Genomic DNA, 15,314 nt, shown 5'->3' on the forward strand with positions numbered 1-15,314 from the left:
TAGGCTAATTATGCAACCGACTATTATTACCGATATTGAAGTAATTTTTACTAAACCTAAGGACCACAATTTAGTGGCGGTGAAAGTCTACACGGCAAATGATGTGTATGGGTTAGGATGTGCGACCTTCCAACAACGCCCTCTAGCTGTAAAAAACGTTATTGAGGAGTATTTGAAGCCACTCCTGATTGGCAGAGACGCCAACAACATTAGTGACCTGTGGAATATGATGATGGTCAATGCGTATTGGCGAAATGGTCCAGTGCTCAATAATGCCATCAGTGGGGTTGATATGGCGCTGTGGGATATTAAGGGTAAGTTGGCGAATATGCCGCTGTATCAACTGTTGGGTGGTAAAGCGAAAGACGCCATCGACGTTTACTATCATGCCGACGGCGCGACACCAGAAGAAGTGGAGGCCAATGCTAGAGCGTTAATGGATAAGGGCTTTCGTCATATCCGTTGTCAAATGGGTTTGTATGGGGGGAAAGCAGCTATCCCTCATTTGAATAAAGAACAAACCCATGGCGCTTATTATGATCAGAAGACATACATGCGCAGTGTTGTGACCTTATTTAAGCACCTGCGTGAAACATTGGGCTACGAGGTTGAGTTGCTTCATGACATTCATGAACGTTTACCACCTATTCAGGCCATCCAATTGATTAAAGATCTTGAACCCTATAAGCCGTACTTTATTGAAGATCCATTACCTCCTCACCAGACGGAATGGTTGGAAAATGTTCGAAGCCAATGTGCGACGCCGATTGCAATTGGAGAACTTTTCAACAATCCAATGGAATGGAGAAGTATCGTTGAGAAACGTCAACTGGATTTCATGCGTGTACATATTAGCCAAATTGGGGGGATCACTCCCGCGCTCAAGCTTGCAAATTTATGTGAGAATTATGGCGTCAGAATGGCTTGGCATGGCCCGCAGGATATGACTCCAATCGGGCATAGCGTTAATCTGCATTTGAATATTGCTCTATCGAACTCTGCCATTCAAGAATGGGATGCCCCGAACGACAACTTACGTCAGATCTTCCCGGGAGTGGTAGAGGCGGAGAATGGCTACCTATACGCATCTGATATACCGGGTATTGGTGTCGATCTTGATGTAGAGTTAGCAAAGCAGTTTGAACTCGATTGGGGAGTACAAGAGTGGACTCAATCCCGAACTCCAAATGGTGCGATACATACTCCATAATTGTTGTTTGAGCCGGAGTTAACCTCAGCTTGCTTTCAGAAATGCTTGGCATTAATCATGGCATGACTGGAGGCAAAGCTCGGCTCTATCAGCATGTTTTTTAATTGCCTACCTGATCTTGATTTCATTATAAAGCGATCATATAAAGGGTTTGATGATGCATCAGACTCTTTTTATCCCGCGGGCCTTCTAGCTAATTTTTCTCACTCCGAAATATTCCTTTTTATGCCAGTAGTTCATCAAAACTTTTATGCGGCCTAGCAATAAAAAGCTTCGATATCGCGACATAAGCTACACTTTTACCGTAAAACTGAACCCTAATTTCTAGAGGCTAGTTAATGGACTATCAGAGTAAAACATATAAAGAAGTTTACTTTTGGGCTTACGCTAATTTGGCAATGGCTCATATTGCATTGAAGGAATCGGCTGTTGAGTATCACCCACGGCATTATGGTCTTAGAAAAAAAATTTACAATGATTTATCAAATAGTCAGATCAGAATTCGTTCATTGTTTGATGATGAAAAAGCAAAAATAATGCAATCGAATATTTGTAGCTACTGCGGCTGTAATGAGTCCATAGCGATTGACCATTTATTACCTAGAGACAGAGGTGGTTCTGATTCGGGTGACAACTTAATACCGGCCTGTAAATCGTGCAATAGTTCAAAAAGCTCGAAAGATATGTTGAGTTGGGTTAGAGCAAGAGGAAAGAAACCTTCCATATTGCTCTATAGACGATATTTGAAGTTAGCTATTTCATACTGTAATGACCATAATTTGATGGAAAAGGCCGTATCTTCTTCAATATCGATCCCGTTTGACATTGAAGCGTTGTACGAAAGTGAAATACCGTTGTTAGGTTTAAAGCTTGAGAGTTGTTCCGATGAGAGAGCGGAGAACCAACAGCTTCTGGGTATTCCAATGCGAATAGCAAACTGGAACTTAGAGCGAGCCAATAATAAACGGCAACTCGTTCGAGCTCTTGAGCAGATAAAACTGATTGATGCCGCAATTATTGGATTAACGGAGTTAACGCCAAGCGTTGAGTGTCCTGATTATGAATACTCTTTGCTCTCTATCCCCTTTGAATCAGAGCCGTCAGATATATCTGCTGGAATATTTTCAAAATGGCCCATAGTTGAACCCATAGATACATATGATTCAAGGCTAGCTGTTTGCGCAAGGATCAGAACTTCGTTGGGCGACATATTGGTTTACGTGTGCATTATTCCATATGCTATGTCTGCTGTGCGTGGTGGGAAGTTCGGTAATCAAGGTTACAAGCCATGGCAAATGCATCGCGAACATGTTGATATGCTAAATAAAGACTGGAGAAAAATTCAACGTGAGAATAGTGATGCTCCATTGATTGCTTTAGGGGACTTTAATCAAGTTCGTGATGATATGCCTGGCGGTTATGGGCCCCAAGACTGCAGAGACAAATTAACCACTGTATTAGAAAACAACGCATTGGATTGTTTGACAGATATTAATTTTGCAGAGTTGGGTTATCTGTCACCTGATCCAAAGACCGGAAAAATAAGAAGGAACATAGACCATATATGTGTGCCAAAAGCGTTAGTCGATGAGTTAAAGAAAATCGAAGTTGGGGCTTGGGATCACTTCAACGAGAAAATGCAAAAGATGTCTGATCATAATGGTACTTATGTCGACCTATTTATCGATTAAGGTTAGTGTCTATCACAAGGGCTCATTACCGCAAAAGGAATAAGCGTGCGTTACATGGCGTGCAATGCGTCTGTTTTGCCCACATAAATGTTCTTCGATGGTTAAATCACGAAATTGTGAAATGCTTGTATTTTTATCCAACTAATACTACCTACGTAGTTTTTACACATCTATGTTGGTCTTTGATTATTACTCATTGATTTTAATGCCTTAATTTATTGGGAAGCATATTTCCTACGTAAAACTACGTAGAACTAAGGTCTAATGCTGTTTGCATTTACATCGAGATTGTCGGTGTTAGTGCTGATGTTAAATTGCTTTTCTTTGTCCATAGTGCATCTTGCAAGCCCGAGCAGGCGACTTGGGATAGTCATAAATGTAAATGGACGATAACGATGAATGTAATCAATAAGACAGTAGCGCGCGCGTTTAAACGTGTAGCGATTACCGCAGCAACATGTCTAGCACTAGTGAGTACCGGTTCTGTAGCAGCAGACAAGGTATACCGGTTAAAGCTTGCAGAGACCTGGGGGCCAAACTTCCCTATTTTTGGTGATGCGACCAAAAATATGGCGAAGATGGCGGAAGAGATGTCTAACGGGCGTCTACAGATCCGAATTGACTCAGCAAATAAACACAAAGCACCACTGGGTGTGTTTGATATGGTGAAATCGGGTCAGTACGATATGGGTCACTCGGCGTCTTACTACTGGAAAGGTAAAGTACCTAATACGCTTTATTTCACATCTATGCCTTTCGGTATGCTACCTACAGAACAATACGCATGGTTCTACTACGGTGGTGGTATGGAGCTAATGGAGAAGGTGTACTCTCCACACAATCTAATGTCATTTCCTGGTGGTAACACAGACGTACAGATGGGTGGTTGGTTCCAAAAAGAGATCAACTCAGTCGAAGACCTTCAAGGCCTTAAAATGCGAATCCCTGGTTTTGCGGGTGAGATCCTAGCAGAGCTTGGTGCTAAACCGACTAACATCGCTCCGGGTGAGCTATACACCTCTCTAGAGCGTCGTACCATTGATGCACTAGAATGGGTAGGCCCTTCACTTGACCTTCGCATGGGTTTCCACAAAATCGCACCTTATTACTACACAGGTTGGCATGAGCCGGCGACTGAGCTTCAATTCCTTGTGAACAAACGTACTTGGGATCGTCTACCAGCAGATCTTCAGGCTATCTTAAGCGTCGCGATGAAAACCGCTGCTTACGACATGTACACACAATCTAAGCATGAAAGTGGTAAGAACTGGGCTTCAATCCAGTCTGAATACCCAGATGTGAAGGTTAAGAACTTCCCTGATGAGGTGATGAGTGCACTTCGTGAAGCAAATGATCGTTTGCTAAAAGCGCACGCAGATAAAGACGCAATGGCGAAAGAGATCCAACAATCTCAAGCGGACTACCTAAATCAGGTTCGCCCATGGTCCGACATTTCTCACCGTGCGTACTTAAACAGCCAAGCACAGTAACCCACAATCCAACAGCAGAGTAAGTCCAAAGTGGATTTGCTCTGCAAAGCCCAAGAAAATTCATATAAAAACTAGCGCCACCTGTTTGAGTGGCGCTTTATTCAAATTCCATGGAGTAGGGAATGAGAAGCCTAATCTATATTGAGCGCCTATTTAATCGCTTTGGTGACTTCCTCGGTTGGTTATCGAGCATATTATTTATCTTGCTGCTTGCAAATGTCGTGTATGACGTAGTCATGCGTTACGTGTTTAACGATGTATCTATTGCATTCCAAGAAATGGAATGGCACTTGTTCTCTGCAGTATTCTTACTTGGTGTTCCTTACGCGATTAAAGCGGGTGGCCACGTGCGTGTGGACCTATTTTATGAGCGCTTATCAAATAAAGCTCAAGCTATTATTGATGTGCTTGGCACCCTTTTCTTTCTTCTTCCATTTTGTCTATTGGTCGCTTACTACGGGATTGATTTTGCCAAAGAGAGTTACGCACTGGGTGAAACGTCGGGAGATCCAGGCGGCCTACCTTATCGCTGGATAATCAAAGCGATGATCCCTCTTTCGTTTCTCTTTATGGCGTTAAGCGGCATTGGATTGCTTCTTCACTCTATCAACAAAATCGTCAATCCACATTTAATCTACCAACAAGAGCAGAAGTAAGGAGGCAGGGAAATGGTCGGTATTGTAATGTTTTTCGTAGCCTTGTTTGCTTTGCTACTTGGCTTTCCTGTGGCGTTCACCTTTGGTGGTATCGCTCTGATATTTGGAGTTTGGGCAGAAGGCATGGATATGTTTGCCTTCATGCCATATCGCATCCAGTCGATAATGGAAAACACCGTGCTAATGGCGGTGCCTTTGTTCGTCTTCATGGGTTTAGTTCTGCAAAAGACCCGTTTGGCAGAGCAGCTATTAGAATCCATGGGTAAGTTGTTTGGTGGCGTCCGAGGGGGAATTGCGATCTCGACGGTGCTAGTAGGCGCGCTTCTAGCTGCATCGACGGGCGTAGTTGGTGCATCCGTTGTTGCAATGGGCCTTATCTCATTGCCTGTTATGCTCAAGTACAACTATGATAAGGGCCTTGCTTGCGGCACCATCTGTGCGTCAGGGACGCTGGGTCAAATCATCCCTCCTTCTATTGTACTTATCTTATTGGGTGATGTGTTGGGAGTGCCAGTAGGAGACCTTTTCCAAGCCGCTATTTGGCCGGGACTTGTACTGGTTGGCGCTTATGTAATTTATATCCTTATTTACGCAAAGCTCAATCCCGAAGCGGCGCAACCAATTCCTGCTGACGAGAATATGGATCGCAGACAAGAGGTGATAGCGGCGCTGAAAGCTGTGATCCCGCCTCTTGCACTCATTGTTGTCGTACTCGGTTCTATCTTCGCTGGTGTGGCAACGCCAACGGAGTCAGCGGCATTGGGTGGTGCAGGTGCGATCGTTCTTGCGCTCCTTTACCGTCAATTCAGCTGGTTAATGGTGTATGAGGCAGCAAAAGAAACGGTGAAAGTGACCGCGATGGTGTTTGCCATCTTACTTGGTGCAACCGCGTTCTCAATGGCCTTTACTTATACGGGTGGGGATTACCTGGTTGAAGAGTGGATGCTGCAGATTCCGGGTGATAAATGGGGCTTTTTGATCATCACCATGTTGGTCATTTTAGTCCTGGGTTTCTTTATCGATTTCGTAGAGATTTGTTTCATCATCGTGCCAATCATCGCTCCGGTTGCCGAACTCATGGGTATAAACATGACTTGGTTTGCGATTTTGGTTGCAATGAACCTACAGACATCATTCTTAACACCACCATTTGGCTTTAGCTTGTTCTACTTGAAAGGGGTTGCACCAGATGGCGTCACAACACGCGATATCTATCGTGGGGTTATGCCATTTATTGCTATTCAAATCCTGGTGTTAGCGTCACTGCTTGTTTTCCCTGGATTCTACGGAATGTGATCACTTAGTTACGTTTTCTTTACAACTCTTGATAAAGTGAGGCTGTTTACGCACGAGTAAACAGCCTTTATCGTTTTTGGGAGGAAGGGAATGCCTCTACAAGCTAAATTAATCTTGCTCAGCCTGTTGCCCTTACTGCTGGTGACTGCACTGACAAGTTGGCTTTCAATACATCAAAGTAAGACACTGGGCGATCAGGAGATACAGATCTTTGAAGATGGTTTGATTCGCTCGAAAGAGACTGCGCTCAAGGATCATGTTGATCTGGCGTTTGATGCTATCTCACATATCTATAATGACGACTCTTTGCCTGAAGAAGTGGCCAAGCAGCGCGTGCGCGAAGTAATCTCAAAACTTCGTTATGGAAAGGACAGAGACGGTTACTTTTTCGTGTATGACCAGTCAGGTGTGAACCTAGTCCACCCAGTGATGCCAGAACTCATTGGTCAAAACCTACTGCATCTTCAAGACGAGAACGGCGATCATCTGATTGAGGCTTTGTTGTCTCAAGCACAGAGCGGAGGTGGTTTTCATCGTTATTTATGGCGAAAGCCTTCGACAGGAGAAAATGTGCCAAAGCTCAGCTATGCCGCTTGGTTAAGTAAGTGGGACTGGATGGTTGGAACTGGCTTATATATTGAAGATATCACCTATGAAGTCGCCAAGCTTAAGTCTGAGGTGAACAAGAACATTGAGACTACATTTTTCTCTGTCATCGTCATTGTTGTGGTGACTGTAGGGGTCATTGTGGTTATCACTCTTGCTGTGAATCTACATGAACACCGCTTGGCTGATCGCAGCTTAAAAGAGTTGGCCCACAAAACGGTGATGTTTCAGGAAGATGAGAAGAAGTATCTGGCTCGTGAGCTCCATGATGGTATTAACCAACTGCTCGTCTCCAGTAAGTGTCATTTAGGCCTTTTAGGTGAAGCGCTTAGTGACAATGATATTCCAGTCAGAGAAACCGTCACCAATCATTTAGAACAATCCAAGCATTCTTTGAGTACGGCGATCAATGAGGTTCGTCGGATCTCACATAATCTGCGACCAAGCGCACTCGATGATATCGGTTTGGAAGCAGCGCTTGCCACACTCTTGCAAGACTTTAAACAACACTCGGCTATCGAAGTTGAGGCAATTGTTAAAACACAAGGTGGAAAGCTGCAATCTGAAATAGCGACTACGCTTTATCGTGTTACCCAAGAGTCATTGACCAATATTGAAAAGCATGCCAAAGCGACGGCTGTGATGGTTTCACTTCAGCAACTAGGCAGGTCACTGCAATTGATCATCCGAGATAATGGTGTGGGCTTTTCGCCTAACGCGCAGAAACAATCATCCGGGATAGGGTTACGCAATATGCGAGAAAGAGTCGAGTTCATTGGTGGTGAAATCGAAATCAGTAGCGATATCGGACTAGGGACGGAAATAACCGTATTACTTCACTTAGAGGAGTTAGCGTAATGAGCGATGGAATTAACATTGTTATTGTCGATGACCATCAAGTTGTGCTCGATGGATTTCTTGCCAGGCTCGAGAAAGAGCCTGAAATTAATGTCGTGGGTACTGCCAGCAATGGTGTCGAAGCGTTAGAAGTGATTAAACACACCTCACCAGAGGTGGTGTTGATGGATATTAGCATGCCTATTATGAATGGCATTGAAGCGACTCAGCAACTGCAAGAAGATGGTACCAATGTAAAGGTGTTGATGCTCACCATGCATGACAACCGGGAATATATCATGAAGGTGATGCAAGCTGGTGCGGTAGGCTACATGCTCAAAGATGTCTCGGCGGACAATATGGTGCAAGCGATTAAAACCGTTCAGTCTGGTTCCACCTATTTTTGTGAATCGTCCACCCAGACTCTGTTCTCTCAACAAGTGATCCCTAACTCTTTTTCTAATAACCCACTTAGCCGCAGGGAAGAGTCGGTACTTAAGCTGATTGCCCAAGGAATGAGTAACAAAGCGATAGGTAAGCTATTGAACATTAGCTGCCGAACTGTGGAGACACATCGTCAAAACATCAAGCATAAACTTGATATTCATTCGATAGCAGGTTTGGCAAAGTACGCGTTGGCTAATGGGCTGGTGGATTAGCATAGGCTGTCGTGATGCCCTACCGGCTACGGATCGAGTCGAGAGTGTTTTAAACTCCGTGCAACGCTTTCTTTGCTACCCAGTAGGAAAGGTTCGTCAAAAGGTTGGTCTGTATCTTGGTAAGTTCGACAACGCCTCGAGAGTTCTCAAAGAAAGTAGAATAGTGAGGAAAGTTCTCTAGTTCCTTAGTCACCTGATTTGACGGCGTTTTCGTCGAAATCATTTTGGCGAGGTTCTTATCTTTGAGCCTTTTCTCCCATGCTTCGCTCCGACAGTTATACACCCAAGTGATTTCAACTTTATGGCCGGCTCCAATGCCATAGTGTCTATTCTCGATGGTGACTAGGTTAGTTTTGGCAAACAACGCGGTTGTTGCGACGTGTTCTTTATTACTCGTTCCAGGTTTTACTTTTTGTGTAAATTGCACAATCAATTTTCTCAATTCTTGCTTACCGTTTTTAAACACCACATTGGTTGAAAAATCTTCTTTCTTGAACAAATTGTCGATCGGAATAAATAGAGCTTTCAGTGATTTGTTGATGTGACTTTCCATCACTTTTTTCTCTGGAGAAAAGGGTTTTTTGGTATTAATGAAGACGACGATTTTGTTCATTTTTCGAGCCAGCAATGGCATGATCCCAAGATTTTCCAGGTGACCACCGTCAGAGTGCGGATATTCCTCGGCGACGGTGTTATCACCAGGTTTGGTATTTAAAGGTATGTGATAGAACTCGGGAAACCCGAGAGCTCCTAATCCTATATTTGATGTGATCTCTTGAGGAGCTGCGCCGGTGCTGGCGATGATGTCATTAAGAGAAAATGCTTTTTCATTCGTAATATCCAGACTGAGCACGGGTGCTTGTTTTACAAGTAGATGCTCACGGTCATCAATTACGCGTTTATTGTAAGGGCCTATACAATCGTACCCGCAACTGGTTATGTAGCCTCCCCCAAAACAATCATCACTAGTCCACGTATCCTTATCGATATGGCTAACCCTGACTCCCGAGTAAAAAGGTGTGTATTCTACATGGTACTTTTTGTCGGACTCGATGCCATCCTCATTAAGTACGGTGGCTCCGAGAATCAGATACGGTGCTTCATGGCGGACGTGGTAAAAAGTCGGTTTATAACCAGAAGGAAAGCCCTGGCGTGCTAATGTTTCCGTTTCTTCATTGAAGGTAAAATAACGACTCGGATCATGTAACCCATAGGGTTTAAGGAAAACTTTCCCAAGTGAATAAGCAAAACTCTCATCACCTTTGAGTTTAGTACCCGCCAAGATAAGGTGTTTGATGAGCGATGCATTCGTGATCGTGCTTTGAAATGATTTGGGAAAAACAGTTTTACTGTTCGTTTCTGTGATGGTCTCAGGATCACGTATGTCTCCAAAAAACTGGTCGGTATCGTTTGTGTAGGTGAAGGGTGTAGATGCCCAGCCGCCGCCAGAAACCGCGGAGATATACTTCACCCTTGGCAGTAAACCGAGTTCATTCAATGCTTTTAATTGACCGAGAGTACATGCTGCAGAACGAGTACCTCCTCCAGAAAAGGCGATGCCAAGATCTCGATGAGCGTAGTGCAGCTTAAAGCTATTTAAGTTCGTTTCAGGGAAACTATTTTGTTCAATCCACTCACTCGTCCAATAGTCCACATAAAACCTAGTCATCGTTACGTTCTCATCAGCCATTGACCTGAATAAATTTAGTTAAGCCTTTCATGATAAGCAAACCAATCATCCCCAGCCTCTCAAATTCCAGCATCGTGGTTGTGTTTGCTATCTATTCGATTCAAACCGTGATACTGCAGGTGAACGCACTCCCGGTTTGTTTCAAAAATGACCTTTTAGGAACGTCGCATTCTGTGATGATGCTTCCAAAGACTGAGCAAATAGTAGACTACTTTGAAAATGGTCATATGGAACAAAACACATATCTAACTCGGAGAAGGACTACAAATATGAATAGATTTTTAGTGTTAACCCTTGTTGTATCGATTGTTTTAAGTGGCTGTGTCTCAAAGCCAAACTCCATCGGAGCTTTTGGCAAGGCTACCGAAGACATTACTGAACAAGTGGATCAGGTGCTTGTTGATTTGATTGATGGCGAAGTAGAGAAAGATCTAATCGGTGTTGCGAGCAGAACAGGAGCGGGTGCTCAGAAGTTGGTTAGCTCTGACTTTGACAATATTGGTCCAGTCTTCGATGAAAAAGCAAAACAAAAACTAGCCTTGTATCAAGCCAATACAGCACTAACGAAATACGCAAAAGGATTACAAAATTTAGCGGGAGCGTCATCTCAAAACGACATTGATTTGGCTGTCGCCAATCTCTCACAGTCCATGGAGTCTGCTAACGGAAGTTATGTCGCGCTCACAGGTGAAGATGATGACCTATTTGCTAAAGAAGATGTAACGTTAGTGTATACAGCAATTGCTGTCATCGGTTCGAATTAAACAGAAAGAAAACGTCGGAAAGCCTTAAAGGACATTATCCTGAAAGCTGATCCTAAAATCATAACCATTACGAATAAACTGGTTGAGCAACTTGAGGATACTGGTATTCAAGACGCTTTAGTCTCACAGCGCGCTGAAATACTGGCGCAAATGATTAGAGCTTACAATAAACAAGCTGCGAGTAAACCGCTAACGTTAAAGGAAAGTGAAGCTTATACGAAAGATATTTTTGCGGTCTACACTAATATGGCATCCACCAAGGTAGATTTATCTAAATCCATTAAGGCACTACTTAGTATTCAAGCCGCCCACTCTAAATTAGCGTCTGAAGTCACTAATGACAAATTTGATGGACCTAAGATCATGGAGATAGTGGGTGAGTTACAAAACCAGTGGAAACATTATGGAGGTTACCGGGATTTAGTCAGTGAGTGCAATGGGAAGTGGGAGTTAGAGGAAGCAAAATCAGAGAATGAAAAGAATAACAAAGGAACCACCGGCAAAGTACTTATTTGTAAAATAGAAGAAAGCTAGATTCGAATGAAGGAGTGAACGCATGAGTACGTTACCTGGCAAAAATAAGCTTGTTCGTGAAGCGCTTTTGAGATCTATCAAGGAGTTAGACAAGCTTTATGAAGTCGAACTGGATGATGTGAAGGCCAACCAGCATCCTTGATGCTAGACAAGAACTACATGAGACGCTACTGGTGGCCGTTAAGCATGAATTAAGTGGTACTTCTGACGAGTTGGTCGAGGCGTTGGAGGCACTTAATCATTTAACCATGGTTTGCAAACAAGCCCATCAAGATATGGCAAAAGTGTCTGCAGCGGTCACTAAGGTTGCGGAAACCTTGGACAAAGTAGCAAAAGTGGTTAAGAAAACATCTGAGTTGTTACCTTTTGTCGTCTAGTGAGAGTAGATCTGAAAGTTCATTGGAGGTTGTTTGGAACAACTGTTTGTTCTTGGGATTAAGGCTTGGCATTGTCTCGAGGTTGAGGTTAGCAAAATCTGCGTAAACTATCGCCTGATAAGGGCGGTCAGTAATCACCGCGACGGTGTAGTAAATGCGACTAATTTAAATGCCGACAAATCTGAGCCTATCTCAATCCAACCTTGGAAATGTACATGGGGGTGATGTTTCAAATTGTGAACACAAAACTTTCTAAGGTGAGCAGAGGCCATTGATATACAGTTTTTCATGTGTTGTTGGATGTTTAAATCAATCAAAGACTTGAAGCTGGAACTCATTTATGCGTTAAAGTCGATAAGGTAAGAAAATGAAATACATCACCATTATTTTTTTCTCTTTCGTGATTGTGGGTTGCGCCACAATGTCACCCGAAGAAACAGAGGTCACGGTAGAAAAGTCAATAGAAAAGATCTCTATTCTTGTCAATACAATTGATGAACAGCTACCACAAGACATGAACCTGAGCGTTGAAAAGGCTTTGATTACACTGCACGCGCGACAGTCTGTTAAGGCTTCAGGCAAACTGGACGTTGTTGCCTCAGGACAATTAGAGAGCGGTACAGCGAATTCAATGCGATTGCAGTTTACTATAGAGCCAACAGCCACTGTAAACACTGAGGATGACAATGATGATATCAATGAAGTTATCAAGCATGTTATTAAAGCGGTAGCGGTTATTCAGAATGATCCGACATTCAAGCTACAACGCCTCTCCGTTCAGTTAGCAATGAAAATAACGAAAGGTGTTGATGGTGGTGTCAACATTGAATTCTTGGGTTTTGGATTTGGAACACAAGTCGAAGAACTCTATGAGTCGGGTAATAGTATCGACATTGTATTCACGTCACCACCTATGTAACAACGAAGACCATTCATCTTGATTTGGCTTAGGGCCGTCATTCGTGCTTTGACGTTGACACTTTGGTGAAGAAAGTAAGCCGAAGCGCCTATTGACTAAATTGAGACAGATGATATTGAAATCGCTTCTACAATACCCTTAGTGAAATGTTCAACGGCAGGGAATATTGACGTAATTAGTAGAGCTAATAGACAAATAGCCAGAGACATTTCAAGAACAGAGTGACCAGAATGTTTTTTCAAGAGTAGACCTATTTGCAATAAACCAAAGAACCAGTCCTCTGATACTTTGATAAGTAGATACCAAGCAACTCCTATGCTCAAAAAATGAGCGAGAATATTAATGGATAATGTTCATAATATCTACAGCTTTATTGTTGATTCATTGAATAATGGTGCTCTGACCCTAATCAAACTTGCTTTTAAATATTTGCATAGCCCAAAAAGCACGAAGGTGGCAGTGCATTACCATTAAGCTAGCTGTCGAACGCTAGAAACACACCGTCAAAACATCAAGCATAAACTTGATATTCATTCGATTGCATTTTTGGCAAAGTACGGCTTGGCTAATGGGCTGGTGGATTAGTCAGCGTTCAAATGAGAATGTTAGAAAAATCTGTCTGTATTTTGCACAAAAACAGAGGCTTAGCCGAATAGACTGAATATCCATGCTACACTTACTGCCATGTACCTAACTCCCTCAATGTGAAACTTAGGTGAACACAAACGTAGTGACCATGGTTGCGCTACAGGAAAAGAACTGGGCGGGTGGAACCGCCTAAAGTGAGGAGTCATGACAAAAGGTGTAGATAAGTACAGTATCGATAGTACCGATTATACAATCGGACAAGATAACGTACAGAAGTGGGGATTTGATGTACATAATGCCGTATTTGGCATTAGTGCAGGTTTGATTATTCTATTCTTGATTGCAGCAATGGTGTTGGATGCCAACACGGCTAAAGCGTTTCTTGATGGACTTAAGTGGCAGATTATTGGCTCTTTTGACTGGCTGTTTATTTGGTCCGGTAACATTTTCGTGGTCTTCTGCTTGGCATTGATTGTGAGCCCTTACGGTAAGATTCGTTTGGGTGGTAGCGACGCTGTTGCAGACTACTCATTCCTATCTTGGCTATCCATGCTGTTCGCAGCAGGTATGGGTATTGGCTTGATGTTCTGGAGTGTCGCAGAGCCGGTCGCCTACTTTACGGGCTGGTATGAAACTCCATTAGGCGTAGAAGCAAATACACCTGAGGCTGCTCGTTTAGCTATGGGTGCAACTATGTACCACTGGGGTCTTCACCCTTGGGCTATTTATGGTGTTGTTGCGCTTTCACTAGCCTTCTTTGCGTACAACAAAGGCCTTCCGCTTTCTATCCGCTCTATTTTCTATCCAATCCTTGGTGATCGTGCTTGGGGCTGGGCAGGTCATATTGTTGATATTCTTGCGGTTCTAGCTACGCTCTTTGGTCTCGCGACATCTTTGGGGCTAGGTGCTCAGCAAGCGGCGAGTGGTATCCACCACGTATTCGGTATCGATTCAGGCATTGGTCTGCAAGTGATTGTCATCGCAGTCGTAACGGGCCTTGCAATGCTATCTGTTATCCGTGGTATCGACGGCGGTGTGAAGGTTGTTAGTAACATCAACATGATTGTGGCGTTCTTGCTACTTATCCTTGTTGCTTTAATCGGTTTTGCAGTGGCGTTGGGTTCAATTCCTACAACATTAATGGCTTATCTAGAAAACCTGATCCCATTAAGTAATCCTCATGGTCGTGATGATGAAGCGTGGTTCCAAGGTTGGACGGTATTCTACTGGGCTTGGTGGATTTCTTGGTCACCATTCGTAGGTATGTTTATTGCTCGCGTTTCTCGTGGCCGTACCGTTCGTGAGTTCATCACTGCAGTTCTGCTGGTACCGACAGCCGTGACATTGATTTGGATGTCAGTATTTGGCGGTATGGCAATTGATCAGGTACTGAATAATGTGGGTGAACTAGGCTCGAAAGGTTTGACCGATGTGTCACTGGCCATGTTCCAGATGTTTGATTCATTGCCATTTGGTACCATGCTTTCAATCATTGCTGTTGTTTTAGTATTGGTATTCTTTATTACCTCATCGGACTCAGGTTCATTGGTTATCGATAGCATAACTGCTGGTGGTAAGGTCGATGCGCCAATCATGCAGCGTGTATTTTGGGCCTTCCTTGAAGGTGCTGTTGCGGTCGCTCTGCTGTGGGTCGGTGGTACTGAAGCGATTCAAGCTCTGCAAGCAGGTGCGATTTCAACTGCGTTGCCATTTACCTTTGTGTTACTGGCAATGTGTGTCAGTTTGATAATGGGTATGCGAACAGAGAAGGTTTGATACCAATCGCATCAATTATCTAATCATTCTTGCTTGTTAAAACCGCTGATAACTGCGTTAAAGATCTTGTAGGTAGAACAACTAGCTAGCTGCAATCTTCGCCTTGTTCTAAGCGGTTTTTCCTACGCAATTTTCTGAACATCTAATTAATGTGATTGGTATATTCAACTGATCGATTTGGTAAAAAGGTGAGCATTTGCTCACCTTTTTTGTGTTCATTG

General features: G+C 43.4%; 13 protein-coding genes and 1 pseudogene. 13 read left to right on the forward strand and 1 reads right to left on the reverse strand.

What is annotated here, in order from left to right; translation table 11 throughout:
- Window positions 1-10: 10 nt before the first annotated feature.
- The 7 genes from DPF91_RS11735 to DPF91_RS11765 all read left to right on the forward strand — a co-directional run bounded on the left by DPF91_RS11735 (window position 11) and on the right by DPF91_RS11765 (window position 8,445).
- Window positions 11-1,210, forward strand: a complete 1,200-nt coding sequence (locus DPF91_RS11735) for an enolase C-terminal domain-like protein (RefSeq protein WP_117234628.1) — start codon at window positions 11-13, stop codon at window positions 1,208-1,210.
- 338 nt (window positions 1,211-1,548) lie between these two features.
- Window positions 1,549-2,901 carry an HNH endonuclease gene (locus DPF91_RS11740; RefSeq protein WP_117234629.1) on the forward strand — a complete coding sequence of 451 codons (1,353 nt, stop codon included), beginning with the start codon at window positions 1,549-1,551 and terminating at the stop codon, window positions 2,899-2,901.
- Between the two features lie 395 nt (window positions 2,902-3,296).
- Window positions 3,297-4,391: a TRAP transporter substrate-binding protein gene (locus tag DPF91_RS11745; RefSeq protein ID WP_117234630.1), complete on the forward strand. Its 1,095-nt coding sequence runs from the start codon at window positions 3,297-3,299 to the stop codon at window positions 4,389-4,391.
- A 122-nt stretch (window positions 4,392-4,513) separates the two neighbouring features.
- On the forward strand, window positions 4,514-5,047 hold the full coding sequence (locus DPF91_RS11750) for a TRAP transporter small permease subunit (RefSeq protein ID WP_117234631.1): 534 nt from the start codon (window positions 4,514-4,516) through the stop codon (window positions 5,045-5,047).
- A 12-nt stretch (window positions 5,048-5,059) separates the two neighbouring features.
- Entirely contained in the window at window positions 5,060-6,343 is a 1,284-nt protein-coding gene (locus tag DPF91_RS11755; protein WP_117234632.1) for a TRAP transporter large permease, read from the forward strand.
- Window positions 6,344-6,433: 90 nt separating this feature from the next.
- The gene (locus tag DPF91_RS11760) at window positions 6,434-7,807 is read left to right on the forward strand and encodes a cache domain-containing protein (protein ID WP_117234633.1); all 1,374 of its coding nucleotides are present in this window, start codon (window positions 6,434-6,436) and stop codon (window positions 7,805-7,807) included.
- Window positions 7,807-8,445, forward strand: coding sequence for a response regulator transcription factor (locus tag DPF91_RS11765; RefSeq protein WP_117234634.1), 639 nt, complete (start codon window positions 7,807-7,809; stop codon window positions 8,443-8,445). The genes DPF91_RS11760 and DPF91_RS11765 overlap by 1 nt, the downstream gene beginning before the upstream one ends.
- Window positions 8,446-8,494: 49 nt before the next feature.
- On the opposite strand, the gene DPF91_RS11770 is transcribed toward DPF91_RS11765, so the two are convergent.
- Window positions 8,495-10,135, reverse strand: coding sequence for a patatin-like phospholipase family protein (locus DPF91_RS11770; RefSeq protein WP_241033810.1), 1,641 nt, complete (start codon window positions 10,133-10,135; stop codon window positions 8,495-8,497).
- 269 nt (window positions 10,136-10,404) lie between these two features.
- Between DPF91_RS11770 and DPF91_RS11775 the strand changes: the two genes are divergently transcribed.
- The 6 genes and pseudogenes from DPF91_RS11775 (at window position 10,405) to DPF91_RS11800 (ending at window position 15,093) form a co-directional block, all read left to right on the forward strand.
- A complete protein-coding gene (locus DPF91_RS11775; protein ID WP_117234635.1) occupies window positions 10,405-10,899 on the forward strand; it encodes a hypothetical protein in 495 nt (164 codons plus the stop codon).
- Between the two features lie 150 nt (window positions 10,900-11,049).
- Window positions 11,050-11,433, forward strand: coding sequence for a hypothetical protein (locus DPF91_RS11780; RefSeq protein WP_117234636.1), 384 nt, complete (start codon window positions 11,050-11,052; stop codon window positions 11,431-11,433).
- A gap of 173 nt (window positions 11,434-11,606) precedes the next feature.
- Window positions 11,607-11,810 (forward strand): hypothetical protein, encoded by a 204-nt coding sequence (locus DPF91_RS11785; RefSeq protein WP_117234637.1) that lies wholly within the window; start codon window positions 11,607-11,609, stop codon window positions 11,808-11,810.
- Window positions 11,811-12,177: 367 nt separating this feature from the next.
- The gene (locus DPF91_RS11790; RefSeq protein ID WP_117234638.1) at window positions 12,178-12,729 is read left to right on the forward strand and encodes a hypothetical protein; all 552 of its coding nucleotides are present in this window, start codon (window positions 12,178-12,180) and stop codon (window positions 12,727-12,729) included.
- A 477-nt stretch (window positions 12,730-13,206) separates the two neighbouring features.
- Window positions 13,207-13,314, forward strand: a pseudogene (locus DPF91_RS11795) (DNA-binding response regulator); the annotation flags it as partial.
- A 207-nt stretch (window positions 13,315-13,521) separates the two neighbouring features.
- The gene (locus DPF91_RS11800; protein ID WP_117234639.1) at window positions 13,522-15,093 is read left to right on the forward strand and encodes a BCCT family transporter; all 1,572 of its coding nucleotides are present in this window, start codon (window positions 13,522-13,524) and stop codon (window positions 15,091-15,093) included.
- Window positions 15,094-15,314: the final 221 nt, after the last annotated feature.

The organism is Vibrio maerlii, from assembly GCF_003415655.1.
Classification (GTDB): Bacteria; Pseudomonadota; Gammaproteobacteria; order Enterobacterales; family Vibrionaceae; genus Vibrio; species Vibrio maerlii.

Coding starts and splice junctions, on each gene's coding strand:
- DPF91_RS11740 (WP_117234629.1), top strand. CDS start 1,549: ATGGACTATCAGAGTAAAACATATAAAGAAGTTTACTTTTGGGCTTAC.
- DPF91_RS11750 (WP_117234631.1), top strand. CDS start 4,514: ATGAGAAGCCTAATCTATATTGAGCGCCTATTTAATCGCTTTGGTGAC.
- DPF91_RS11800 (WP_117234639.1), top strand. CDS start 13,522: ATGACAAAAGGTGTAGATAAGTACAGTATCGATAGTACCGATTATACA.
- DPF91_RS11760 (WP_117234633.1), top strand. CDS start 6,434: ATGCCTCTACAAGCTAAATTAATCTTGCTCAGCCTGTTGCCCTTACTG.
- DPF91_RS11770 (WP_241033810.1), bottom strand. CDS start 10,135: ATGGCTGATGAGAACGTAACGATGACTAGGTTTTATGTGGACTATTGG.
- DPF91_RS11765 (WP_117234634.1), top strand. CDS start 7,807: ATGAGCGATGGAATTAACATTGTTATTGTCGATGACCATCAAGTTGTG.
- DPF91_RS11735 (WP_117234628.1), top strand. CDS start 11: ATGCAACCGACTATTATTACCGATATTGAAGTAATTTTTACTAAACCT.
- DPF91_RS11780 (WP_117234636.1), top strand. CDS start 11,050: ATGATTAGAGCTTACAATAAACAAGCTGCGAGTAAACCGCTAACGTTA.
- DPF91_RS11790 (WP_117234638.1), top strand. CDS start 12,178: ATGAAATACATCACCATTATTTTTTTCTCTTTCGTGATTGTGGGTTGC.
- DPF91_RS11745 (WP_117234630.1), top strand. CDS start 3,297: ATGAATGTAATCAATAAGACAGTAGCGCGCGCGTTTAAACGTGTAGCG.
- DPF91_RS11755 (WP_117234632.1), top strand. CDS start 5,060: ATGGTCGGTATTGTAATGTTTTTCGTAGCCTTGTTTGCTTTGCTACTT.
- DPF91_RS11775 (WP_117234635.1), top strand. CDS start 10,405: ATGAATAGATTTTTAGTGTTAACCCTTGTTGTATCGATTGTTTTAAGT.